The sequence below is a fragment of the Parasutterella secunda genome (assembly GCF_023336895.1).
GTDB classification, from domain to species: domain Bacteria; phylum Pseudomonadota; class Gammaproteobacteria; order Burkholderiales; family Burkholderiaceae_F; genus Aphodousia; species Aphodousia faecalis.
This window is the reverse complement of the sequence record NZ_JAMBLT010000003.1, coordinates 196,650-218,751: the sequence shown is the minus strand read 5'-3', so window position 1 is coordinate 218,751 and position 22,102 is coordinate 196,650. Positions and strand designations below refer to the sequence as shown.

The window sequence follows — 22,102 nt, the reverse complement described above, 5'->3', positions numbered from 1 at the left end:
ACTTTTTGTGCTCACGCATGAAAATTTTTCAGCTGTCTAGGTCTTCATACCGAAAACCTGCTTGAGGTAAGCCAAATAGCTCGGGTCATCACACAGGCTCTTACCCGGCGTATCCGAAATCTTCGCAACAGGCTGACCGTTTGCCCGAACCATCTTAATCACGATATTTAAAGGCTCAGGTCCTAAATCGTTGGTCAGGTTGGTTCCCACGCCAAAGCCCAGCTTCACTCTGCCCTTAAAGCGGCGGAAAAGCTTAATCAGGCGCTCAAAGGTGAGGCTGTCGGAGAAAATAAATGTCTTTGTCCTTGGGTCGCACCGATTGGCTTTGTAGTGCTCAATCATGCGCTCGCCCCAGCTTTCCGGATCCCCCGAGTCTTGACGAACACCGTCAAAAAGCTTGCAAAAATACATGTCGAAATCTTTTAAAAAGGGCTCAATCCCATAGACGTCCGTCAGAGCAATCCCCAAATCCCCTCGGTATTCTTTGGCCCACATTTCAAAAGCATAGGTTTGCGAATCACGCAGTCTGGGTCCCAATGCCTGGCAAGCTTGAAGATACTCGTGAGCCATCGTTCCCATCGGAATAAGGTTTAATTCCTTGGCATAGAGCACGTTGCTCGTACCGGCGAATTCGTGCGGAAGACGAGCTTTCAGAATTTCCAACACTTCTTTTTGCCATTGGCGGGAAAAACGACGGCGGGTACCGAAGTCAGAAATAGAAATCAAGGAACGGTCAGGCTCGTTTTCAATCATTTGAATTTTCGCATCAAGCCGCTTTCTACCCTCGGTCTTATCCAGGTTGGGAGCGATGTGCCTGAAGTATGTTTCGTTGACAATCGCCAAAACCGGAATTTCAAACAGGATCGTGTGTAACCACGGACCTTTGATGGTGATTGCAAGTTGTCCGTCCTTTTCCGAAATATCAATATATTTGCGCTTTAATTGGAAAAGACTCAAAAATTCAACAAAATCGTCTTTAATAAAACGAAGTGAGCGGAGATACTCCAACTCATCTTCCTTGAATCGAAGGGTGCACAGGTGATCAACCTCTGCCTTAATCTCATCAATGTACGGTCTCAAATCCACCCCTTCGTTTCGGCAACGGAAACGATATTCGACCGATGCGCCCGGAAATTGATGCAAAACGCATTGCATCATGGTGAATTTATATAAATCAGTGTCCAGAAGTGATTCAATGATCACGATACACCGCCCTTCAGATAAGTTTTCAATGCCTTTAGTCTAGCCTTTTTCGCTAACAAGTGCGTTAAAATTTGAGGGTTGACAGAAATATTTTCAGTAGGGAGAAAACTGTGGCTCATGTAGTTTGTGACCCATGTATTAATTGCACGGACACGGCCTGTGTGGCAGTGTGTCCTGTTGACTGCTTCCGTGTCGGTCCCAACTTTTTGGTGATTGATCCCGACGAATGCATTGACTGCGCGGTTTGCGTGCCGGAATGCCCCGAAGAGGCTATTTTCCACGAAGATGATGTCCCTGAAGGTCAGGAAGAATTTATCGCTCTTAATGCAGAATTGTCCAAGAAGTGGCCTTCCATCACTCGTCAGCGCCCGCGTCCTGCCGATGCGGACAAGTGGCATGGCGTCCCCAACAAACGCCAATACCTGAAAACGGAATAATTTTTCCATTTTCTGTATTCAACAAGCCCGTTGTGCAGTTACACCTCGGGCTTGTCATTTAAAGGTCAGCCTATGAGCATCCATGCCGTTACCATTACCGAACTTGAACACCACAATGATCGTGTGATGTTTTTCTCGGTAACTAAACCCGAAGGTTTTCATTTCCAACCCGGGCAATTCGTTCGATGTGGCGTCGCGTTGGTAAGCGATCCGAAAAATGAGGAAGATTTCCTCATGCGCCCCTATTCCATCGCAAGCCACCCCCAAGAGAATCGAATCAGTTTCTATGTGGCTCGTGTATTGAACGGGGCGCTTACGCCTAAACTCTTTGATTTGAAAGTGGGTGATACGCTCTATCTTGATGACACGGCCTACGGCCTGATGCTTCCATCTCGGCTTGAAACCGGCGGAACACTTATCTGTTTTGCCTCCGGCACCGGTCTGTCAGCATTTTTGTCCATTGTTAAAGACAATCCATGGAAACGGTTTGACAATGTTGTGGTCGTGCACTGCGCTCGTTGCGCTAAAGACATCACCCTGACAGACGCTTTTTCCCAAGCTGTCCACGAACAAGGCCGAGACGTCAATTTCCGTTTCATTGCCGCCACAACCCGTGAACCGGATCCGACCCAATGTGGTGAGATTAACAAACGTGTTCCGCAGGCTATCGTTGACGGAGATTTTGAAAAAATGGGCTTTACGCTCACCCCTCAATGGGTTCGGGCAATGATCTGCGGCAATCCTGCCTTTGTTGATTCAATGAAAAAGGTGCTTAAAGATCGCGGTTTCACCGCTCCCCGCGGTGAGAAACTGGGCACCTATGTGGCTGAAAATTTTTGGTAATTCTTCATGAGTGAACATTTGATTGACGCCATCGATGACGTGCTGCCTCAAACGCAGTGCAGACAGTGCGGCTACAACGGCTGCAGAAATTACGCCTGGGCCATCGCCATGGGCGAGGCCCCCATCAACCGTTGTGCGCCGGGCGGACAAAAAGGCATCGAAGCACTAGCAAAGGTGACGGGTCATGAAGTGATCGCCTTGGATCCCGAGTACGGTCATGAAGTTCCGCTTGAACTCGCTCACATCAACCCCGATACCTGTATCGGCTGTCGAAAGTGCGTTGCGGTTTGTCCTACCAATGCAATCGTGGGCGCTCCTAAGCGCCTTCACGGCGTTATTTCAGATTGGTGTACAGGATGCGCACTATGCGTGACGGCTTGTCCCGTCGACTGTATTGACATGCGCCCAGCTCCTTTTGAATGGACGCATGAAAAAGCTCTCAAAGCCAGAAGGCTCTATCGGGAAAAATTACAAAGAGAAAAAAAGCGAGAAGCGGAACGCAATGCCAAACTTAGCGCACAAAGCGCCGCCGATAAGAAAAAAGCCCTCTTGGCTGACATCCTTTCGCGAGTCAAAAAATGAACAAAGATAAGCGCTACGAGATTATGAAACGGTTGGCCGCCATCCGCCCCAACCCTAAAAGTGAACTGGAATACGCCAGTCCCTATGAACTGTTGGTTGCCGTCGTGCTTTCGGCTCAAGCAACCGATAAAAGCGTGAATTTAGCCACCCGAAAACTCTATCCCGTAGCGAACACTCCGCAAGCCATGGTGAAACTGGGCGTTGAAGGCCTGACACCCTACATCAAGACTATTGGTCTTTATCGCAATAAGGCTAAACACGTCATCGCGTTGAGCCAACAACTTATTGATCGATTTGGTGGCGTCGTGCCCGATGACCGAGAGGCCTTGGAGAGTTTACCGGGAGTCGGCCGCAAAACCGCCAATGTGGTACTTAATGTCGCATTCGGTCATCCGACGATCGCGGTCGATACGCATATCTTTCGCGTGAGCAACCGCACAGGATTTGCCCCCGGTAAAACACCCGAAGAGGTCGAGAAAAAACTGCTGAAATTTGTACCTGAGGCCTTTAAAAAGGACTCTCATCACTGGCTTTTGCTACACGGACGTTATTGCTGCAAAGCCACCAAACCGGACTGTGATCATTGTCCGATATTGGATTTGTGTGAATACAAGAAAAAGAACCTCACCGTTGCCTCTTGATCGGCTTTTCTTTTTAGTTCCAATCAAGTGACCAATCCACGATGACAGAAGACTGATGAAAGTCAATCGCTTCGATGTAAGCCTCAACCATGGGGATATAAAAAACGTCACCTTCTGTCGCACGGACAGCTAACAAATCCTGAGCGCCGTTGTCGGTCACGCCAACCACTTCACCCAAAACTTCATCTTGAAGGTTGCGGACGGATAATCCGACGAGGTCTTCATCGTAATAATCCCCTTCTTGCAACTGTGGCAGATCATTTCGGTCCACCAACAAGCTGCCCTTTAACGCCATTGCTTCTTCACGGGTATGAATTTCTTCAATTTTGGCGATGAAATCTTTTCCGTGAGCTTTGAGTTCCGACACCGTTAAAAGCTTAGGGGAAACACCCGGCTTTCTCGGATAAGGCAAAAACCACCAGCGATCACTTTCAAAAAGTAAATCCCCTTGTCTGCCCATGGGCACGACACGCACCCAACCGCGCACACCATAAGCGCCGGCTGTTCGACCGACTTGCATCAACTCGTCTGTGTTTTTATTTTCCGTCATCTTGAAAAAGGGATAAGAAAAAGGGCCATTCCTTCAGTTACGCTTGGCGTTTTAGATACTCGCGGCTAAAGCTCTCGATTTTCAGACCCAAACGGTAGACACAATTCCGTTTGTTTGAAGTAGTCTGAAAAGAATGGCTTTTAGTGCCGCAACGCAAGGCAACGATTTCGGAATCGCCCTTCGTGCAAACAAGGTTTGCAGAATTTTCGATTAGGCAGCAGCCTTCTTAGCTTGCTTGACCAAACGAGCAACCGTGTCGCTCATTTGGGCGCCTTGACCGATCCAGTGCGTGAGACGTTCTTCAGCGATTTGGAACTTCACGCCTTGGCCGGCAGCCATCGGGTTGTAGTAGCCCAAGCGTTCGATAAAACGACCGTCACGGCGATTACGGGAATCCGTAACAACGATGTTGAAGAAGGGGCGCTTCTTGGAACCGCCGCGAGCAAGACGAATAACGACCATTTAATTTACCTCTTGTGTCTATAAAGTAAACGTGGCAAAGCCACAATAAAAAACGAAACCCAGAAGGGTTTCACGAAAATTCGCGATATTTTAACGCATTTTCAATTTGTTAGCTATACCGTTTTTTAATTTTTTCCGTTCTTGAGCCTACGCACTTTCGCAAGCGAGTGCGAAATCAACAGCCGCTTTTGCGTGTATCTCCGTCGTATCGAAAACAGGCAAATCCGTATCCGCCTGCTTAATCAAAAGGCCGATTTCAGTACAGCCCAAAATGACGCCTTCGGCTCCCTGGGCTTTTAATTTCTCAATCACTTTCAAAAATTTTTCTTTTGACTCGGGCAGAATCTTTCCAACACAAAGTTCGTTGAAAATAACGCTGTTAATCATTTCCATATCTTCGCTTTCGGGAACCAGTACTTCCAGACCACGCTCTTTGAGTTTTCCCTTAATAAAATCTTGCTGCATGGTGTACTTTGTACCTAAAAGTCCGACGCGATGGATAGCTCGCTTTTGCAATGCGTCAAACGTGGCATCAGCAATATGCAAAAGAGGAACACGAACGGACGCGGCCACCTCATCGGCCACTTTGTGCATAGTATTCGTACAAATCAGAATAACGTCTGCGCCGGCCTTCTCTAAACCTTTGGCGGTTTCTGACAAAATCGAAGCGCTTTTAGCCCAATCGCCGCAAGATTGGCACTTCTCGATTTCGTCAAACTCCACACTCCAAAGCACAATTTTGGCCGAATGCAATCCGCCTAGACGTTTGTGAACCGCCTCATTAATGAGCTGATAATAAGTCACCGTGCTCTCCCAGCTCATTCCTCCGATCAAGCCAATTGTTTTCATAAGAACTCCTTGCTAAAGCTCCTTTGAGAATAGAACGGAAAGATTCAAATCTCAAGCGCGTGCAACGAGCTGCAATGCATGCAACAGATCGTTTCAAAATTCAAAAGGCCACCTAAAAAATGATTTTTCAAGACAAGAAATATTCTTTTGGCATAATACGAACCAACTGATTTCAGGGGAACCCATTATGGCTAAGAAAAAGATCATCCTCATGTCCACAGGCGGCACCATTGTCAGCTCCGGCGAAAGTGCCACTCAAACCACTGGGTATCGTTTAGGGCATTTATCAATCAATGCGTTGCTTGATCAATTACCTGATCTGAAGGACAAAATTGAACTTGAACAAGAAGCCGTCAGTCATGTGGACTCCAGTTCCATGACCAGTGAAATTTGGCTTAAGCTCGCGCGAAGTGTGCAAAGCGCTGTCGATCGTGATGATGTGGATGGTGTTGTGATCACTCACGGCACCGACACAATGGAAGAGACAGCTTACTTCCTGCACTTGATTCTAAAAACGCAAAAACCTGTCGTGATAACCGGCGCCATGCGTCCGGCCACTGCTCTTTCTGCTGACGGAATATTAAATCTTTATAACGCTTTCCAAGTGGCTTTGGATGAGCAGTCCCAAGGCTTGGGGGTATTGATGGTGCTTAACAACACCATTGGAAGCGCACGCTTTAGCACCAAAACCAACACCACCAATGTCGCTACTTTTTCCGGATTAAATACGGGCGAGCTTGGCGCGGTGATTGATAACGCCGTCATGTATTACAACCGTTCAACCCGGCCGCATACGATGGCCACGCCGTTTAGCGTGCATGATTTTGATCAAGACGAATCTTTCCCCCGTGTGGATATTTTGATCTCTCACGCCGACGATGACTCGATGTTAGTTGATGCCACTGTGGCAATCGGCGCCAAGGGTATTGTTTTTGCCGGTCTTGGAAACGGCTGCGTGCCTGAAAAAGTTCTTCCGGGCCTTAAGCGCGCCTCAGAAGCCGGCGTCCGAGTGATTCGCAGTTCACGGGTCTTCACCGGACCGGTATTTAACGGCTTAAGTGAATGGGAAGAGGCCGGATTGATCTCTTCTTGGAATTTGTCCGCAGTGAAATCCCGAATTCTTTTGCAATTGGCGTTGAAAAAAGGCATCACGGATATTGGTGCCTTAAGAGAAATGTTTGAACGTTATTAGAAAACGCCGTGCTCAAAAAGAATTCTCAATCCTATTAAGAGCAACACAGCCGCACCCAACAGTGAAAGCTTTTTGCTGTGACGTGCGGCTTTTTCAGATAAAACACCTGCCGCCAACATCGCCAGTGCAGTCAATAAGGCGCAAACAATACCGATAATTGCCGCCGGGCCCGCAATCGGCATAGACACCATCGCAAAGGAAAAACCAACCGCCAAGGCATCAAGGCTCGTGGCTACCGCCAACATCGCCAGTTTCCCCCAGGCAATGTCCGAGCCCATTGAACGGCATTCGCACTGTCCGTCATCTTCATCTTTTTCGAATGCCTCACGGATCATTGACACTGCAACAAAAAAGAGAAGTCCAAAAGCGACCCAGTGATCCCAGGCATTAATAAGGCTGTAAAGGGCGCCCCCCGCAAGCCAGCCGAGAGCAGGCATCAGTGCTTGAAAAGCACCGAACACAACAGAGAACTTCAGAACATGAGAGAGTTTGATTCTGGGCTGCACGGCTCCCCAACACAAGGCCACAACCATTGCGTCAACGGACAACGCGACAGCGATACCAAAGATCTCTAATAATTGCACTTCTGATCCTTCGATTGGTTGAAGCCGCCATTATAGCGATCACTTTTGACCACTAAATTTCAAGATGACGTTTGGAATAAAAAATTCCGATCACCCAACCGATAAGAGCCGGCGTCACCCACTCCAGACCAATGGAGTAAAAAGGCAAATGTGACAACAACGGGACATCAACACCAATATCTTTAAGCGCACCGGCAACGCTTACAATCGCTGTCATCGTAATGGTTAATGGATACACCTTGGAAAAATTCTGGTTAAAGTGATGCGCTAAGCCGAGAATAATCAGCATCAAAGCCACCGGATAAATTGACATCAATACCGGGATAGACAGTTTGAGAATAAGTGTTAAGCCCGCGTTCGAGACCACCATGCTGCAAAGCACAAACACCAGAAGCCAACCGCGGTAGGACAGAGCCGGAAAAACTTTGGTGAAATAATCGCTGCAGCAGGATAAAAGACCGACACAGGTGTTTAAACAAGCAACAAAGAAAATCATTCCTAAAAGAATGATGCCCCAAGAACCGAATTGGATTTCAGCCACTGAAGTTAATGTTTGCGCACCATTTTCGGTGATCAAACCGGCTCCGCCCACGGTTGCCCCAATATGGGCTAAGGCCAAATAGATCGTAATCAGGAAAAATCCGGCGATCATACCGGCTTTTACCGTCTCACGTACAACACCCTCGGTATTGCTCACACCCAGGGCCTGGACATTTAAGGCAATAATCAAACCAAAGTTGAGTGCAGCCAGCGTGTCCATGGTTTGGTAGCCTTCCAAAAAGCCTCTGACAAAAGCATTGAGATCGTACGGAGGTAAAGCTAAACCGTAACCCGCGATCGGTCGGAACAGACACGCTAGGAAAAGAAGCGCAATCATGATAATGAGCGCGGGCGAAGTAACTTTGCCAAGACGCTGCGTGAGTTTTTCAGGATTTAAAGCCATGATTCCAGCCAACCCAAAAAAGAAAACGGAGTACAAAAATTGGGCGCAAACCAAAGGAGAAAAATCCAAGAAGAAAGGCTCTGTCGTTGCTGTAAATAACGGAGCCAATGCCATTTCAAAAGAAGTACTGGCCGTACGGGGAATAGCCACACAGGGACCGATTGATAAATAGATAAGCAGTGTAAAAATAAAGGCAAACTGAGGATGAACTCGAGAGGCTAACATCATTAAGCCACCTGAACGAGCTACTGTCATCACACCGAGAATCGGAAAGCACACGGCGGTGATGGCAAAGCCGGCCATGGCCCACGGCATGTCAACACCAGCCAAAGAGCCCAGATAGGGCGGGAAAATAAGATTGCCCGCCCCAAAAAACATGGAAAAAAGCGTTAACCCCAACAGCAAACGTTGGTTAAAACTAAATTGATTGCTCATAAGAAAAATGACTATATCGAAATCTGAATTTCAAAAATTTCGCTACTTTAGCAAATTTCCTTACAAGCCAACACTCTGACAATCCCTATATGTCCACCTAAAGATCTGACAATGACAGCGCTTTTAATTTGAGTTCAAAGCGACTTAGTTTTGAGTTTTCTTTAAGGAAACATTCAGTCTTTTGCTCAAGTATCGTCATATTAATTTTGTTGGCCTGCCTTTTGATTTCTGCAACTTCAATTTTGTTATCGATGGTGTTGACCGCTACTAAATCAATTTCATTTTCACCTCTTTTATCCCACCAAGATCCCACTTCTGTCCATTGACCTGATTGCATGTATTTTTTTCTAAACCATGATTCCAAACATCTACCCGTTAAAGATTCAAAATCTTTTTTACAAAGTTTTCTCATCATTTCCCACTGTTGGCTTTCTGCTAAATTTTTCATCACAGGTGTGTCAATAAAACGAAACCAAAAACGGAAATACTCATCGGAAATGGTATATCGAACATTTTTTGTAGTTGACTGAGCCCAAAACGGATAATTCCGTCGAATTAATCCATATTGGCTTTCCAATCGATTCAAATACGGACCTATCTGCCCTGTCACTGCATTGTGTAACTCGCTCCACTTATTCATTCCGACAGCTATTGATCTTAAAAGCGAATAGTAGATTCCAGATTCGATTCGAAATTCGTTGGCTAGGACAATGTCTCCATCAGATCTAAAAGCAGAACCTGAAGGTGAAAAAACGAAATCAAGCATATCATCTTGAGCAAAGGAAGCCGTTGAACTTAATATCTCAACGTACCTGGCAACGCCTCCTGTCAATGTGTATAAAGCCAGTAAATCCTCTGCCTTACCTTGTGGATAGATATCAGCAAATATTTCTTTTAATAACGTGGGAGAAAAAGGTTGGATTTCCAAAGCCAAATCCATTCGTCCGTACAGCGGTTCACTGATGGATCCAAATATGTGCCGCAAGGCCGATGCGACAGAGCCGCTCATAATTAACATGAGGTGAGAGTTATTTTTATTCAGATCCCATACTTGTTGTAATTCTGACCAAAAAGATTCATTAATAAAATCCAACTCTTGGCACTCATCAATCACCAAAATCATCGGCTGATTGACACTTTTTTGCATGACAAAACGAATCACTGACGAAAGCTTTAAGCGAGCGGGGCCATCATCTTCCTGCAAATTTAAGCAAACTCGAACCTGTGATAACCATTCTTGAGCCAACTCCGCTTCTGAATACTTCCTTTGAACAAAAAAGTACAAATACGGAATCGCACTTTGTTCACATGCTTTCAAAATCAATGTTGTTTTCCCAACTCGACGTCTGCCTGTTACGACAGTCAAACGAGAACCGGAGTTAAGCTTTGCAACCTCTAATCGCAGTGTTTCTAATTCATTTGTTCGACCATAGAATTTCATTTCAAGCCTTTCTGTCACTTACTGTACTGTCATTCATTGTACTGTCATTTGTTGTACTGTCAACACTTCTTCAAATATTTTTATTTAAAATTTGCGCCTATGAGCGTTAAACCTTTCCGAAAAATTATTCATGTTGACATGGATGCGTTTTTTGCGTCTGTTGAGCAACGTGATCACCCAGCCTTGCGCGGCAAACCTATTGCCGTTGGACACGCCGGAGCCCGAGGGGTAGTGGCCACTGCCAGTTATGAGGCAAGGAAATTCGGCGTGCATTCTGCCATGCCTTCGGCTAAAGCCCGAGAGCTCTGCCCTGAGCTTATTTTTGTTCATTCTCGAATGAAACACTATCAAGCTGTTTCTAAACAAGTCCGAGCAATTTTTGAACGCTACACCGACATCATCGAACCGGTTTCCATTGACGAGGCGTTTTTAGACGTCACTGACAATAAGATCGGTGCAAGAACAGGCCTAGAAATTGCCAAGCGGATAAAAAAAGAGATTCGTGAGGAGCTGGGATTAGTGGCAAGCGCCGGCGTGAGTTACAACAAATTTTTAGCCAAAATCGCAAGCGATTACCGAAAACCCGATGGCCTTTGTGTCATTCATCCGGATCAAGCTTTAGATTTTATCGACAAGCTTCCAATTGAAGCCTTTTGGGGAATTGGTCCTGCCACCGCAAAACGGTTACACGCTTTAGGCATCACAACAGCGCCGCAATTAAGAGCGGTCAGTCTCTCACGATTGACTGAATTGTTCGGTAAAGCCGGTCTGACCTACTATAACTTTGTCAGAGGTATTGATGATCGACAGGTAACCACCCACCGAGAACGTAAGTCCGTCGGCTGTGAAGAAACGTTTGGGCGGGATATTAAAGGGAAAGCCATTGATGAAGCCTTGACTTCGGTCATTAATGAGCTTGCGCAAAGGGTTAACCGCCGAAAATTTAAAGGAAAAAGGTTGACACTTAAAGTACGCTTTCCTGATTTCACCACCTTGACCCGCAGCGCCTCAGGCCTTGAAACACTCGACAGTGTCGAAAAAATTACACCCTTAGCTTACCGCCTTTTAAAAAATGTGACCCTGCCCGCTACCGGTATTCGTCTTTTAGGTCTTTCTGTTTCCAAAACCGAACAAGAAATCCGCGAAGACTATTTGGCTAAACAGATGACTCTTTTTTGACAGTTGATATAATCGCTCGTCTTTTAACATTCCGGACTTTGAATAATGATTAAACGCGTCCGTGCCCTGCCTACCCCGGTAGCAGGGCTTGCACTTGGTATTTCCAGTTTAGGTTGGTCGATGGAAAATGCGCTTCCGCTTCATGGTTGGGGGCAGCTTATCGGAGCTGGCATCGCCGTTGTATTGCTTTGCTTGCTGCTTACTCGTTTTGTTTTTCACGCCGATACCCTTATCACCGACCTGCGCCACCCTGTTTTAGGCAGTATTGTGCCAACCTTTGCCATGGCCACGATGGTGGTCTCTAAAGCAATCGGTCGCTTTTTCCCTCTCATCGGTGAGTATTTGTGGCTTGCGGCGGTGATCGTACACTTGCTCTTTTTGGGCGCTTTTATTGTTTTTCGCATGCGCGAGCGCCAAATGCAGCACATGGTTCCGAGTTGGTTTATTCCACCTGTCGGCATCATCGTGGCCGATGTCGCCTGCCCTTCACCGGAATGGTTTAATTTCGCTCAAGTCCTTTTGACGATCGGCATTGTGTCTTACGCTGTTATGCTTCCGGTCATGATTTACCGCTTCATGTTCTACGCTCAGGTTCCTGATGCCGCCAAGCCCACCATAGCCATTTTGGCCGCTCCTGCGAGCCTTTCACTCGCCGGTCTTTTAACCGTTGTTGAAAATCCTTCACCGCTTTTGTGCGCCGTCTTATTAGGGATTGCCGTCTTAATGACCGTAGTCATCTATCTTTCGCTCTTTAAGCTGCTTCGCCTGCCTTTTTCCCCCGGCTACGCTGCATTCACCTTCCCGTTGGCAATCGGTGCTACCGCGCTTTATAAAATGAGCCATTTGGTCGGTCAATATGAAGTCGGCGCTTTTTATGCTTGGGAGCTCAGAATGCTCGCAAACGTTGAATTAGTGATCGCCACCTGCATCATTACCTATGTGGCCATTCTCTTTATTAAAAATTTGGACAAAATTCTGCCCAAACCCCAAAAAGAGTAACGGTTTGTAGTATTTGCTCATGTTAAGCCGCCTTTTCAGTTAACCTTGAAGGCGGCTCTTTTTTTATTTCATTTGATGGAATTTTTGTTTTTAGACTTCATTCAATCGTTAAGAAGCGAAAATCTCGACCATTTCATGCTTTTCGTATCTTCTTTGGGCAATTTCGGGGCCATTTGGATTGCACTAGCGGCCCTTTTGCTCATTATCGAAAGATACCGTCAGTCTGGATTGGCCGTCAGCATCGCACTGCTCATTGATTTTGTTGCAGTCAACCTCATCATCAAACCGTTGGTGGGACGCGAAAGGCCCTGTGACGTAACCGTTCCTGAAGACATGCTGCTTGCGTGTTTAAGCGACCACTCTTTTCCATCCGGTCACACAGCGGCCGCCTTTGCTGCGGCGTTTGCCTTGTTTCTTTACCATAAAAGAGCCGGTTCGGCCGCTTTGATCCTTGCCATCTTGATGGGCTTTTCCCGACTCTACCTCTTTGTGCATTTTCCGAGCGATGTCATCGCCGGCGCACTTTTAGGCCTCTGCTTTGGCTTCATCGGGTACAGATTCGCATTTCGCAGAAACAAAAAAGCTCCGAACACTGGGAACGGAGCTTAGTTGAAAAGCACGCTTTTTAGCTGAAGAGATTCTTCATCTTATCCATGAAACTCTGGTGCTTCGGCGAATGCTTCTCGCCGTGCTTGGAGACTGTTTCATCAAACTGTCGAAGCAAATCCTTTTGCTTTTGCGTCAGATTAACCGGCGTTTCCACAAACACATGGATGTAAAGATCTCCCATGTAGCCTGTGCGCAGGCTCTTGATACCCTTGCCGCGCAGGCGCAAAATCTTACCGCTTTGCGTACCCTCTGGAATGGTAATGCGGGTTTCGCCATCCAAAACAGGCACATCCACGTCACCACCCAAAGCCGCTGTGACAAATGAAATCGGCAATTCAACATGAAGGTCGTCGCCATCACGTTGGAAAATCTCGTGCGGTTTAATACTGATTTCAACATACAGGTCGCCTGCCGGACCGCCGTTGGTGCCAGGCTGACCTTTGCCTTGCAAACGCACACGCTGACCGGCGTTGATACCGGCAGGAATCTTCACTTCAAGCGTCTTCATGACTTTCTTGAAGCCTGTACCGTCGCAGTTGGGGCAGGGATCAGAAATCACTGTACCGGATCCATGGCAGTAGGGACACGTCTGCTGAACAGAGAAAAAGCCCTGTTTAGCATAAACGACGCCGGTACCGTTACAGTGCGGACAAGTCGTTGGTTTGGCTTTGGAGCGGCTGCCCGTTCCATCACAAACATCACATTTTTCCCAAACAGGAACACGGATTTCCGCCGTGTAGCCCTTGGCCGCCTGTTCAAGCGTAATTTCAAGGTCATAGCGCAGGTCCACACCCTTGGTGGCTCGAGGACCACTTTGTTGACGGCGTCCACTCATGCCTTGGCCGAAAAATTCACTGAAAATGTCGCCCAAGTCGCCCATGTTGCCGAAACCGCCCGCGAAACCTTCAGGGCCAAAACCACCGAAACCGCCGGGACCACCGGGACCACCGGCTCCGCCGTTTACGCCGGCTTTACCGAATCGGTCATAAGCGGCACGCTTTTGTTCATCTCCCAAAACCTCGTAGGCTTCACCGATTTCCTTAAACTTCGCCTCGGCCTCTTTATCCCCATTGTTGCGGTCGGGGTGATACTTCATGGCCAGACGACGATAAGCCTTCTTAATATCGGCTGCGCTTGCGCTTTTATCTACACCCAATACTTCGTAATAGTCACGATCGCTCATTATTTTTCTACCCTTGCGATAAAGCGATAGGTTCAAGCCCCGATGTCATTGACATCGCCGATCTTGAACCTCGCTCATGAGACCCCTGTTCGGTACGAGTTTGGGGGCTTGAGCCCCCAAATTCTCACGGATTATTTTTCCTTGGCGTCCACATCAACCACATCATCGTCGGCCTTCTTGGCTTCTTGTTGCGGTTGAGTTTGCTGAGCTTGTTGAGCCTGAGCGTTCAACTTTTCGCCGATCTTTTGAGCGGCTGTCATCAAACGTTCCACAGCAGCATCAATGGCGGCCTTGTCTTCACCACGGATGGCTTCTTCAACCTTCTTGATACCGTCTTCGCAAGCCATGCGGTCAGAGGCTTCAACCTTGTCGCCCAAATCCTTCAAAGTCTTTTGAACTTGGTGGATGGAGGCATCGGCAATATTGCGCGATTGAGCCAATTCAAAGCGCTTGTGGTCTTCTGCCTTGTTGGCTTCGGCGTCGTTGACCATGCGTTGAATTTCATCTTCGCTCAAACCGGAGCTGGCCTTAATCGTGATGTTGTTTTCCTTGCCGGTGGCCTTATCCTTAGCGGAAACGTGCAAAATACCGTTGGCGTCAATATCAAAGGTCACTTCGATTTGCGGCAAACCACGGGGAGCCGGAGCAATGCCTTCGAGATTAAATTCACCCAAAAGCTTGTTGCTGGCGGCCATTTCACGTTCGCCTTGGTAAACCTTAATGGTCACGGCCGGTTGATTATCTTCCGCGGTCGAGAACACTTGAGTGTGCTTGGTCGGAATCGTCGTGTTGCGCTTAATCATGGAGGTCATCACACCGCCCAAGGTTTCAATACCCAAGGTCAACGGCGTCACGTCCAAAAGCAACACGTCATGACGTTCACCAGTCAAAACGGAACCTTGAATAGCAGCACCGATTGCCACAGCTTCATCAGGGTTGACGTCCTTACGCGGTTCTTGACCGAAGAATTCACGAACCGTTTCCTGAACCTTCGGCATACGAGATTGACCGCCGACCAAAATCACGTCCGTAATTTCGCTCTTAGAGCAACCGGCATCAGCCAAAGCCTTGCGGCACGGTTCAATCGTACGAGCGATCAAGTCTTCAACCATGCTTTCAAACTTAGCGCGGGTCAAATTGACGTTCAAGTGCTTCGGACCCGTTGCATCGGCCGTGATGTACGGCAAGTTGATTTCCGTTTCCTGACGGCTGGACAATTCAATCTTGGCCTTTTCAGCAGCGTCCTTCAAACGTTGCAAGGCGATAATGTCCTTGCTCAAATCAACGCCAGTGTCTTTCTTAAATTCAGAAATCAAATAATCAACAATGCGTTGGTCGAAGTCTTCACCACCCAAGAACGTATCACCGTTAGTGGAAAGCACTTCAAATTGCTTGTCACCGTCAACATCAGCCAAGTCAATGATGGAGATATCGAACGTACCGCCACCCAAGTCATACACAGCGATCTTCTTATCACCCTTACCGGCCTTATCAAGACCGAAAGCCAAAGCAGCAGCCGTCGGTTCGTTGATGATACGCTTGACTTCCAAACCGGCGATACGACCGGCATCCTTCGTCGCTTGACGTTGGCTGTCGTTAAAGTAGGCAGGCACCGTGATCACAGCTTCCGTTACCGTTTCGCCGAGATAGTCTTCAGCGGTTTGCTTCATCTTACGGAGCACTTCAGCGGAGACCTGTTGCGGAGCAAGCTTCTTGCCATCCAACACGCTCACCCAGGCATCACCGTTTTCCGCACGAGAAATAGAGAACGGCATCAAGGAAATATCACGTTGAACTTCCGCGTCATCGAAACGACGACCAATTAAACGCTTAACAGCAAACAAGGTATTCTTCGGATTGGTCACAGCCTGACGCTTGGCGGTAGCACCCACCAACACTTCGCCGTTGTCCATGTAAGCAACGATGGACGGCGTCGTACGTGCGCCTTCACTGTTTTCAATCACGTGAATCTTGTCACCTTCCATGACGGCTACGGCAGAGTTCGTCGTACCCAAGTCAATACCAATAATCTTTGCCATTTTTAAATTCCTTCGTTTAAAACTCTCAAATTCTTTACTTCGGCGGGAACATCTAATTGTGTTTCCCGACGCTCTACCCCCAATATGGGGATGAGGCTGAAACTTTCAAGGGGTTCACTTACAAATAATTGCACTCTCAAAAGTTTCTTAGATAATTCAAAGTGTTATTGAACAACGCTAACCATGGCGGCGCGTAAAACACGTTCACTGATCAGCCAACCGCGTTGGAAAACTTGAGCAACTTGACCGCTCGTTTGACCTTCCTGAGCCGGCACCATGGCGATTGCCTGATGACGCGTCGGATCGAACTTCTCGCCGACGGGATTAATTTCCGTCATGCCGCTTTTTTCCATCGCTTGAACAAACTGACGATAGGTAGCCTGAACACCTTGCATCACGGGATCTTCCGGATCCTTACTCAGTTCCAGAGCTTTTTCCAAGCTATCGAGCACGGGCAAGAGGTTTTTAGCAAATTTCTCAACGCCGAACTTATGCGCCTTTTCCACAGCATCCTCGGCACGACGGCGAGCATTTTCAGCTTCGGCCAACGCGCGAAGATAAAGATCCTGCAACTTGGCATTTTCTTCTTTGGCTGCAGTTAAAAGTTCTTCAACGGAAGGCTCTTCTGCTGTTTGTTGTTCCTGAACGGGCTCGGTTTGTTGAGCCTGGGCTTCAGGTTGGGTAGCTTCTTCAACTTTTTGTTCAGGTTGAGTCTGCTCGGCAGCGGTTTGCGACTGATTTTGATCTTTCACTTCCGTGTCTTTGGTCGTTTCTTCTTGCATGGATTCTTTCTCCGAAACGGGTAATAACTTAGATAATCCCAATATGGGGACGATTCGGAAAAATTCAAGTCGATAATAAAATGGGCATAAATTTCCCAAAATAACCAGGAAGGATCCTCATCGCAAGAAAGCATTCTCGGGCATAATGAGCCAATAAGCTCACAACACAGGTGACTAATAATGGATATTCGCGTTCTTCGTTATTTCCTAGCTGCAGCGGAACAACAAAGTATTTCAGGCGCCGCACAAAAACTGCATGTCACTCAGCCAACCTTATCGCGTCAGTTTATGGAACTTGAAGAAGAACTGGGCCATACCTTATTTGTTCGTACCAATCGCAAACTTCATTTGACAGAGAAAGGCAAACTATTTTACGAACGCGCTCAAGCCATCGTCAGTCTTTTTGACCGCACTAAAGCTGAAATCCGTTCGGACGATGAAATGACCGGAGAAATTCGTATTGCTTCCGGTGAAACCCCGGCATTAAGTAGTCTTGCCCGAGCTATCGCCCGATTACAAATAGAAGCCCCCAAAGTTCGTTTTCACATCACAAGCGGCGCTGAGGCGCAGGTGAAATCCGAGTTGCATTCCGGTCTAACCGATTTCGGTGTTTTTGTAGGTATCGCCGATACATTGGGCTACAGCGCAATCAAGTTCAAACAAAAGGATGTCTGGGGACTGCTCACACGCGTTGACGGTCCTTTTGCCGGAAAAAAACACATTGAAGCCTCTGATTTGATCGGTCAACCTTTACTTTGTTCCGAGCAGTCGTATCGTCGAAACGAATTTGACGGCTGGCTCAATGACTTGCGAGCGGACTTAAATATCGTCGGAACCTTCAACCTTCTCTACAACGCCTATGTACTGGCAACCGCCGGTGTTGGCCACGTTCTTGCATTAGATGGAATCATCAATCCAACAGCGACATCCGGTCTGGTTTGGCTACCCTTATATCCTCGCTTGGAATGCGACATTGTGATTGCATGGAATCATTCCCGAAACCTTAGCCCCGCCTCTAAGAGACTGATTGCCTTGTTAAAAGAAGAGGAAGCGAAAATTTAATTTCCTTTTCTTTCGAATGACTGGGGAATTTAATAATTTATGCCTTATAGGCATGGCAAGCAATAAAAACAAAGTATTTGTTATTGAATAGTCTTTTTCATAGACTTTTTTTTGATAGACGAGATTTGTCAGATTGCCAATTTTCGCTTTAACGGAGAGTGATCATGAACGTGAAAAAGACTATAGGAAAGACCTCCTTATCCATTGGCTTAACCTGTGCTGTCACGGCCTATGCGGCAGTACCTGCCGTGAATGTTGAACCTTCCCCCATCAAAGCTGAGCCGCTGAAGCTTGAGCAAAAATGGGACAAGGTCTTTAAACAAAGCCCTAAAGTCAATCATTCCAAAGTGACTTTCGTGAATCGATACGGAATCACCTTGGCGGCCGATCTCTACATCCCCAAAAATTCCAGTGGTCAATTACCGGCTATCGCAGTAAGCGGTCCGTTTGGCGCCGTCAAGGAACAGTCTTCAGGCCTCTACGCTCAAACATTGGCTGAACGCGGCTTTTTGACCATCGCATTTGATCCGTCCTTTACCGGTGAAAGTTCCGGCAGTCCCCGTTACGTAGCATCACCGGACATTAACACGGAAGATTTCAGCGCCGCGGTAGATTATTTAAGTACACGTGAAGACGTTGATCCTAATCGAATCGGGATTTTAGGAATTTGTGGTTGGGGCGGTATGGCAATTAACGCCGCCGCGATGGATACCCGCATTAAGGCGACAGTGGCCTCTACCATGTACGACATGACTCGCGTTAATGCCAAGGGATATTTTGACGCGATGGATGAAAATGCTCGCTATGAATTGCGTGAAAAACTTAACCAACAACGGACAAGCGACTACAAAAACGGCTACTACGCTTTAGCTGGCGGTGTAGTCGATCCGCTTCCGGCCGATGCTCCGCAATTCGTGAAGGACTACTACGCTTACTATAAAACCGAACGTGGCTACCACCCCCGTTCATTGAATTCCAATCGAGGCTGGAATGTCACCTCGTCACTGTCATTTATGACAATGCCGATTTTGAGTTACGCCGGTGAGATTCGTAACGCTGTCATGATTGTTCATGGCGAAAAAGCACACTCACGTTATTTTGGTGAAGACGCTTTTAAACTCCTCAAAGGGGACAATAAAGAACTGGTTATCGTGCCGGGAGCCAGTCACACGGATCTTTATGATCAAATGGACAAGATTCCGTTTGACAAAATTGAAGTGTTTTATAAAACATATTTGAAGTAGTCTCGCACAAATAGGTATTTCAGAAGCCAATAGCCGACTGACTGTTGGCTTCTTTTCTTTTTAGCGTTTTTTGCTCTTCAGAGTAGAAATGGATTCAAGAATCAATTTTTCATAACAATCCAGTGCGTTAGCATCATCATTGAGGCACGGCAAAAGATTGAAGTGCTCGCCTCCTAATGAAAGGAAATGATTCTTGAGTTCAATGCCGATTTCTTCGAGCGTTTCCAAACAATCAACACTAAAGGATAAGCAGACGACATCCATTGATCGTACGCCTTGATGAACCAGCGACTCAACGTGTCCGGTCAGATAAGGCTGAAGCCAGTGATCGTTACCAAAACGTGACTGATAGGCAATGGAATAATCTCCGTCTTTTAATTGCAACTTTGCCGCAATGCTTTGCGCTGTCTCACGGCACTGTTTTTCATAGGGGCTGCCTTTTTGAATGCTTTTGACAGGAATGCCGTGAAAACTCATCACAAGGTGAGCTCCCGGCGTGCGATTTGACTGAATTTTCGCAGCCAAAGCCTCAATAAAATCGGCTCGGTTATAAAAAGGACGAATCCAATCCCAATGAATATCTTTCAATTCCCCTTTAAGTTCCCTGACTCCATCAAGAGCTGACTCCGTCGTTTGTGTGGCGTACTGGGCAAACATAGGAAAGAAAATAAAATGATCGATTCCGTCTTTTTTTAGACGGGCAACCGTTTGTTCAACCGAAGGAGAGCCCACCTTCATAGCCATGGCAACGACAATATCATCAGGCAGACGGTCGTTAAGAGCCTCGACAATCTTTTGCGTATAAACAATCAAGGGGGAACCATCTGGCATCCATATTTTTCTATAACGCTGAGCACTTTTGGCCGGGCGGGTTCGAAGAATGATTCCTCTGAGTATGGGTTGCCATATCCAAGATGGTAGTTCAATAATGCGCGGATCCGATAAAAATTCTTTTAGATATGTACGCAAAGCCGCCTCAGTCGGCGCCGCGGGCGATCCGGTATTCATCAAAATGACGGCAGTTTTGTCAGACATATGGAAAATGATTCTCAAAAAAACAGACCGAAGGTTAGCACATAAGCAGAATCTCTTGACAGCCTAAAAATAGTCAAACACAAAAAATCTTCCGGAAAGAAAATACTTCCGCCTAAGACTCAAAAGCCAGGTAACATATCGGAAGTCCCAATTCTCAAGAAGTTTGAAACCATGATTAAAACTTTTGTTTCCGCCACTCTTTTAGCTCTATCAATAGCAACCACGCCCACTTATGCTTCCGACTCGTTTTTTGGCGCTATTAAAGACGCAGGTCGAAGTATTGGTCACGCGACTCGTGATATCACCCGTGAAATTGGTCATACAACTCGTGATACCACAAAAGAAATTGGACACGCTTTTAAAAAAGGAAGTTCTGACGAAAACGACAGCGACAAAAAGAAAAACAAAAATCCTAAAAAATAAGTTGAAAGGAAATTGTTATGTCTAAGGCTGCCATTGTCAGTTTTTCAGGTGGGCAAGATTCAACCACATGTCTTTTTTGGGCATTGCAAAATTATGATCGTGTCGAAACCGTCGGCTTCAATTATGGCCAGAAAAACAATGTGGAATTGATTTGCCGAAAAGAAATTCTCCAAAAAATTCAGACTCAATTCCCTAACTTTGCCTGCCGCCTTGGCCCTGACCTTGTCATTGATGCCAGTACCTTCGGTCAGGTCTCCAGCAGTGCTTTAACCGGATCGGGCGAAGCCATCGTCTCCGAAGGAAAGCGCGGGTTACCCTCTTCTTTTGTGCCGGCCAGAAACCTAATGTTCATGACCTACATCGGCGCCAGAGCCTACTTGCGAGATATCCACACCATTATCACAGGTGTGGGCCAGGCTGATTTTTCAGGCTATCCGGATTGCCGCCGCAACACAATGGATGCCATGCAAAAAGCTCTCTCGCTGGGAATGGATTGGCCCGTCGAAATTGTAACGCCATTGATGTACAGAACAAAGGCGCAGACGTGGGAACTGGCTCACGAAGTGGGTGGCGATGAGCTCGTTGACTTCATCGTGAAAGAAACTCATACCTGCTACGAAGGTGACAGGGAGCACTTTCATGTCTGGGGATACGGCTGCGGTCACTGTCCGGCATGCCTATTACGAGAAAAAGGTTTCGAAGAATACCAACAAAAGATAGCCCAATAGTCGAAAACCTCCGATGCCGGAGGTTTTCTAAAGTTAACTTAGAACTTAGGGTGCGCGACCAAACGAGGTCTCAAATAACGAATAACCATCCCGGCTAAAAGTGACATCCAGAACTTACCCAACACTTGACCGGTAATAAATTCGATACTGCCGAAAGCGAGCGAAAGGAAAATGGCGCTATCAATAACAGAACCCACCAGCCCCGCCATGACAACCGAGAAAGCCGGGAAGCGTTTTCTCATCGGCGTGTAGACCGCAAAGTCGGCCAATTCAGAAAAACAGAAGGCAGCTGCGGAGGCGATCACTAAAGAGGGGGCGGCAAAAAGCGCCGATAGCGCTGTGCCCACGGCAATCGCCAAAAGAGAAAAGGGAGCACCAAGAAAGGCCTGTACGCCATTTCTTAAAACCAGGGCGGCCCCTGCAATCATGACCGCAGAAGGCGCCATCAGCCCCGGCCAAACAGGAATTAAACACGGACCGTTGGTCTCGCAAACCAAACCGACATTGACAACGACCCAATTACTCAAAGGAATCGTCAGAATAAAAAGCGTTAATGCAACAAGGCCGCAAAGCGTATCCTTGCTGAGCCACTTATGGGACATAAGAGCCTCCGTTTACAGACGGAACCGCAGACCCGGTAGAACAAACCGACGCGGC

The 22,102-nt window shown here is 47.1% G+C and carries 24 protein-coding genes; 12 read left to right on the top strand and 12 right to left on the bottom strand.

Features of this window, described 5'->3' with window-relative positions:
* Positions 1 to 36: 36 nt before the first annotated feature.
* Entirely contained in the window at positions 37 to 1,203 is a 1,167-nt protein-coding gene (gene pncB, locus M3080_RS05020; RefSeq protein WP_022473265.1) for a nicotinate phosphoribosyltransferase, read from the bottom strand.
* A 110-nt stretch (positions 1,204 to 1,313) separates the two neighbouring features.
* On the opposite strand from pncB, the gene fdxA reads away from it, so the two are divergent.
* The 4 genes from fdxA (at position 1,314) to nth (ending at position 3,706) form a co-directional block, all read left to right on the top strand.
* Positions 1,314 to 1,640 carry a ferredoxin FdxA gene (gene fdxA, locus M3080_RS05015; RefSeq protein ID WP_022473264.1) on the top strand — a complete coding sequence of 109 codons (327 nt, stop codon included), beginning with the start codon at positions 1,314 to 1,316 and terminating at the stop codon, positions 1,638 to 1,640.
* 72 nt (positions 1,641 to 1,712) lie between these two features.
* Positions 1,713 to 2,483: a ferredoxin--NADP reductase gene (locus M3080_RS05010; protein ID WP_249092158.1), complete on the top strand. Its 771-nt coding sequence runs from the start codon at positions 1,713 to 1,715 to the stop codon at positions 2,481 to 2,483.
* A 6-nt stretch (positions 2,484 to 2,489) separates the two neighbouring features.
* A complete protein-coding gene (locus M3080_RS05005) occupies positions 2,490 to 3,065 on the top strand; it encodes an RnfABCDGE type electron transport complex subunit B (RefSeq protein WP_249092157.1) in 576 nt (191 codons plus the stop codon).
* Positions 3,062 to 3,706 carry an endonuclease III gene (gene nth, locus M3080_RS05000; RefSeq protein ID WP_249092156.1) on the top strand — a complete coding sequence of 215 codons (645 nt, stop codon included), beginning with the start codon at positions 3,062 to 3,064 and terminating at the stop codon, positions 3,704 to 3,706. Before M3080_RS05005 ends, nth begins: the two co-directional genes overlap by 4 nt.
* A gap of 13 nt (positions 3,707 to 3,719) precedes the next feature.
* Here nth and rimM read toward each other — a convergent pair whose 3' ends face one another.
* The 3 genes from rimM to M3080_RS04985 all read right to left on the bottom strand — a co-directional run bounded on the left by rimM (position 3,720) and on the right by M3080_RS04985 (position 5,567).
* Positions 3,720 to 4,226, bottom strand: a complete 507-nt coding sequence (gene rimM, locus M3080_RS04995; protein WP_249092155.1) for a ribosome maturation factor RimM — start codon at positions 4,224 to 4,226, stop codon at positions 3,720 to 3,722.
* A gap of 240 nt (positions 4,227 to 4,466) precedes the next feature.
* Positions 4,467 to 4,718 carry a 30S ribosomal protein S16 gene (gene rpsP, locus M3080_RS04990; RefSeq protein WP_022473259.1) on the bottom strand — a complete coding sequence of 84 codons (252 nt, stop codon included), beginning with the start codon at positions 4,716 to 4,718 and terminating at the stop codon, positions 4,467 to 4,469.
* Between the two features lie 147 nt (positions 4,719 to 4,865).
* The gene (locus M3080_RS04985) at positions 4,866 to 5,567 is read right to left on the bottom strand and encodes an aspartate/glutamate racemase family protein (RefSeq protein WP_022473258.1); all 702 of its coding nucleotides are present in this window, start codon (positions 5,565 to 5,567) and stop codon (positions 4,866 to 4,868) included.
* 187 nt (positions 5,568 to 5,754) lie between these two features.
* On the opposite strand from M3080_RS04985, the gene M3080_RS04980 reads away from it, so the two are divergent.
* Complete coding sequence (locus M3080_RS04980) at positions 5,755 to 6,759, top strand: asparaginase (RefSeq protein WP_249092154.1); 1,005 nt, start codon at positions 5,755 to 5,757, stop codon at positions 6,757 to 6,759.
* On the opposite strand, the gene M3080_RS04975 is transcribed toward M3080_RS04980, so the two are convergent.
* The 3 genes from M3080_RS04975 to M3080_RS04965 form a co-directional block, all read right to left on the bottom strand.
* A complete protein-coding gene (locus tag M3080_RS04975) occupies positions 6,756 to 7,343 on the bottom strand; it encodes a manganese efflux pump MntP (RefSeq protein ID WP_249092153.1) in 588 nt (195 codons plus the stop codon). The two genes, M3080_RS04980 and M3080_RS04975, sit on opposite strands and share 4 nt — an antisense overlap.
* Positions 7,344 to 7,395: 52 nt before the next feature.
* Positions 7,396 to 8,721: a branched-chain amino acid transport system II carrier protein gene (gene brnQ, locus M3080_RS04970; protein ID WP_022473255.1), complete on the bottom strand. Its 1,326-nt coding sequence runs from the start codon at positions 8,719 to 8,721 to the stop codon at positions 7,396 to 7,398.
* 97 nt (positions 8,722 to 8,818) lie between these two features.
* Positions 8,819 to 10,162, bottom strand: coding sequence for an ATP-binding protein (locus tag M3080_RS04965; protein WP_249092152.1), 1,344 nt, complete (start codon positions 10,160 to 10,162; stop codon positions 8,819 to 8,821).
* Positions 10,163 to 10,261: 99 nt separating this feature from the next.
* Here M3080_RS04965 and dinB point away from each other — a divergent pair, with 99 nt between their 5' ends.
* From dinB to M3080_RS04950, 3 genes are all read left to right on the top strand, one after another.
* Positions 10,262 to 11,341 (top strand): DNA polymerase IV, encoded by a 1,080-nt coding sequence (gene dinB, locus M3080_RS04960; protein ID WP_249092151.1) that lies wholly within the window; start codon positions 10,262 to 10,264, stop codon positions 11,339 to 11,341.
* 45 nt (positions 11,342 to 11,386) lie between these two features.
* Positions 11,387 to 12,340: a TDT family transporter gene (locus M3080_RS04955; protein ID WP_249092150.1), complete on the top strand. Its 954-nt coding sequence runs from the start codon at positions 11,387 to 11,389 to the stop codon at positions 12,338 to 12,340.
* Between the two features lie 135 nt (positions 12,341 to 12,475).
* Positions 12,476 to 12,949, top strand: a complete 474-nt coding sequence (locus M3080_RS04950; RefSeq protein ID WP_249092149.1) for a phosphatase PAP2 family protein — start codon at positions 12,476 to 12,478, stop codon at positions 12,947 to 12,949.
* Positions 12,950 to 12,965: 16 nt separating this feature from the next.
* Here the strand turns inward: M3080_RS04950 and dnaJ are convergent, their stop codons facing one another.
* The 3 genes from dnaJ to grpE form a co-directional block, all read right to left on the bottom strand.
* Positions 12,966 to 14,132, bottom strand: a complete 1,167-nt coding sequence (dnaJ, locus tag M3080_RS04945; protein WP_249092148.1) for a molecular chaperone DnaJ — start codon at positions 14,130 to 14,132, stop codon at positions 12,966 to 12,968.
* A 131-nt stretch (positions 14,133 to 14,263) separates the two neighbouring features.
* Entirely contained in the window at positions 14,264 to 16,171 is a 1,908-nt protein-coding gene (gene dnaK, locus M3080_RS04940; protein WP_249092147.1) for a molecular chaperone DnaK, read from the bottom strand.
* A gap of 164 nt (positions 16,172 to 16,335) precedes the next feature.
* Positions 16,336 to 16,953 (bottom strand): nucleotide exchange factor GrpE, encoded by a 618-nt coding sequence (grpE, locus tag M3080_RS04935; protein ID WP_022473249.1) that lies wholly within the window; start codon positions 16,951 to 16,953, stop codon positions 16,336 to 16,338.
* Between the two features lie 180 nt (positions 16,954 to 17,133).
* Between grpE and M3080_RS04930 the strand changes: the two genes are divergently transcribed.
* A complete protein-coding gene (locus M3080_RS04930) occupies positions 17,134 to 18,015 on the top strand; it encodes a LysR family transcriptional regulator (protein ID WP_249092146.1) in 882 nt (293 codons plus the stop codon).
* A 164-nt stretch (positions 18,016 to 18,179) separates the two neighbouring features.
* Positions 18,180 to 19,259, top strand: a complete 1,080-nt coding sequence (locus tag M3080_RS04925) for an alpha/beta hydrolase (protein WP_249092145.1) — start codon at positions 18,180 to 18,182, stop codon at positions 19,257 to 19,259.
* A 60-nt stretch (positions 19,260 to 19,319) separates the two neighbouring features.
* On the opposite strand, the gene hemH is transcribed toward M3080_RS04925, so the two are convergent.
* Positions 19,320 to 20,294 (bottom strand): ferrochelatase, encoded by a 975-nt coding sequence (hemH, locus tag M3080_RS04920; RefSeq protein WP_249092144.1) that lies wholly within the window; start codon positions 20,292 to 20,294, stop codon positions 19,320 to 19,322.
* Positions 20,295 to 20,465: 171 nt separating this feature from the next.
* Here hemH and M3080_RS04915 point away from each other — a divergent pair, with 171 nt between their 5' ends.
* Positions 20,466 to 20,717 (top strand): hypothetical protein, encoded by a 252-nt coding sequence (locus M3080_RS04915; RefSeq protein ID WP_022473245.1) that lies wholly within the window; start codon positions 20,466 to 20,468, stop codon positions 20,715 to 20,717.
* Between the two features lie 17 nt (positions 20,718 to 20,734).
* The gene (gene queC / locus M3080_RS04910) at positions 20,735 to 21,445 is read left to right on the top strand and encodes a 7-cyano-7-deazaguanine synthase QueC (RefSeq protein WP_249092143.1); all 711 of its coding nucleotides are present in this window, start codon (positions 20,735 to 20,737) and stop codon (positions 21,443 to 21,445) included.
* A gap of 38 nt (positions 21,446 to 21,483) precedes the next feature.
* Here the strand turns inward: queC and M3080_RS04905 are convergent, their stop codons facing one another.
* Positions 21,484 to 22,047: a VUT family protein gene (locus tag M3080_RS04905; RefSeq protein WP_022473243.1), complete on the bottom strand. Its 564-nt coding sequence runs from the start codon at positions 22,045 to 22,047 to the stop codon at positions 21,484 to 21,486.
* Between the last annotated feature and the right edge of the window lie 55 nt (positions 22,048 to 22,102).

Bases quoted from the DNA above. Each gene is read 5' to 3' on its own strand.
- M3080_RS05010 (WP_249092158.1), top strand. From the start codon at position 1,713: ATGAGCATCCATGCCGTTACCATTACCGAACTTGAACACCACAATGAT.
- M3080_RS05005 (WP_249092157.1), top strand. From the start codon at position 2,490: ATGAGTGAACATTTGATTGACGCCATCGATGACGTGCTGCCTCAAACG.
- nth (WP_249092156.1), top strand. From the start codon at position 3,062: ATGAACAAAGATAAGCGCTACGAGATTATGAAACGGTTGGCCGCCATC.
- rimM (WP_249092155.1), bottom strand. From the start codon at position 4,226: ATGCAAGTCGGTCGAACAGCCGGCGCTTATGGTGTGCGCGGTTGGGTG.
- rpsP (WP_022473259.1), bottom strand. From the start codon at position 4,718: ATGGTCGTTATTCGTCTTGCTCGCGGCGGTTCCAAGAAGCGCCCCTTC.
- M3080_RS04985 (WP_022473258.1), bottom strand. From the start codon at position 5,567: ATGAAAACAATTGGCTTGATCGGAGGAATGAGCTGGGAGAGCACGGTG.
- M3080_RS04980 (WP_249092154.1), top strand. From the start codon at position 5,755: ATGGCTAAGAAAAAGATCATCCTCATGTCCACAGGCGGCACCATTGTC.
- brnQ (WP_022473255.1), bottom strand. From the start codon at position 8,721: ATGAGCAATCAATTTAGTTTTAACCAACGTTTGCTGTTGGGGTTAACG.
- M3080_RS04965 (WP_249092152.1), bottom strand. From the start codon at position 10,162: ATGAAATTCTATGGTCGAACAAATGAATTAGAAACACTGCGATTAGAG.
- dinB (WP_249092151.1), top strand. From the start codon at position 10,262: ATGAGCGTTAAACCTTTCCGAAAAATTATTCATGTTGACATGGATGCG.
- M3080_RS04955 (WP_249092150.1), top strand. From the start codon at position 11,387: ATGATTAAACGCGTCCGTGCCCTGCCTACCCCGGTAGCAGGGCTTGCA.
- M3080_RS04950 (WP_249092149.1), top strand. From the start codon at position 12,476: ATGCTTTTCGTATCTTCTTTGGGCAATTTCGGGGCCATTTGGATTGCA.
- dnaJ (WP_249092148.1), bottom strand. From the start codon at position 14,132: ATGAGCGATCGTGACTATTACGAAGTATTGGGTGTAGATAAAAGCGCA.
- dnaK (WP_249092147.1), bottom strand. From the start codon at position 16,171: ATGGCAAAGATTATTGGTATTGACTTGGGTACGACGAACTCTGCCGTA.
- grpE (WP_022473249.1), bottom strand. From the start codon at position 16,953: ATGCAAGAAGAAACGACCAAAGACACGGAAGTGAAAGATCAAAATCAG.
- M3080_RS04930 (WP_249092146.1), top strand. From the start codon at position 17,134: ATGGATATTCGCGTTCTTCGTTATTTCCTAGCTGCAGCGGAACAACAA.
- M3080_RS04925 (WP_249092145.1), top strand. From the start codon at position 18,180: ATGAACGTGAAAAAGACTATAGGAAAGACCTCCTTATCCATTGGCTTA.
- hemH (WP_249092144.1), bottom strand. From the start codon at position 20,294: ATGTCTGACAAAACTGCCGTCATTTTGATGAATACCGGATCGCCCGCG.
- M3080_RS04915 (WP_022473245.1), top strand. From the start codon at position 20,466: ATGATTAAAACTTTTGTTTCCGCCACTCTTTTAGCTCTATCAATAGCA.
- queC (WP_249092143.1), top strand. From the start codon at position 20,735: ATGTCTAAGGCTGCCATTGTCAGTTTTTCAGGTGGGCAAGATTCAACC.
- M3080_RS04905 (WP_022473243.1), bottom strand. From the start codon at position 22,047: ATGTCCCATAAGTGGCTCAGCAAGGATACGCTTTGCGGCCTTGTTGCA.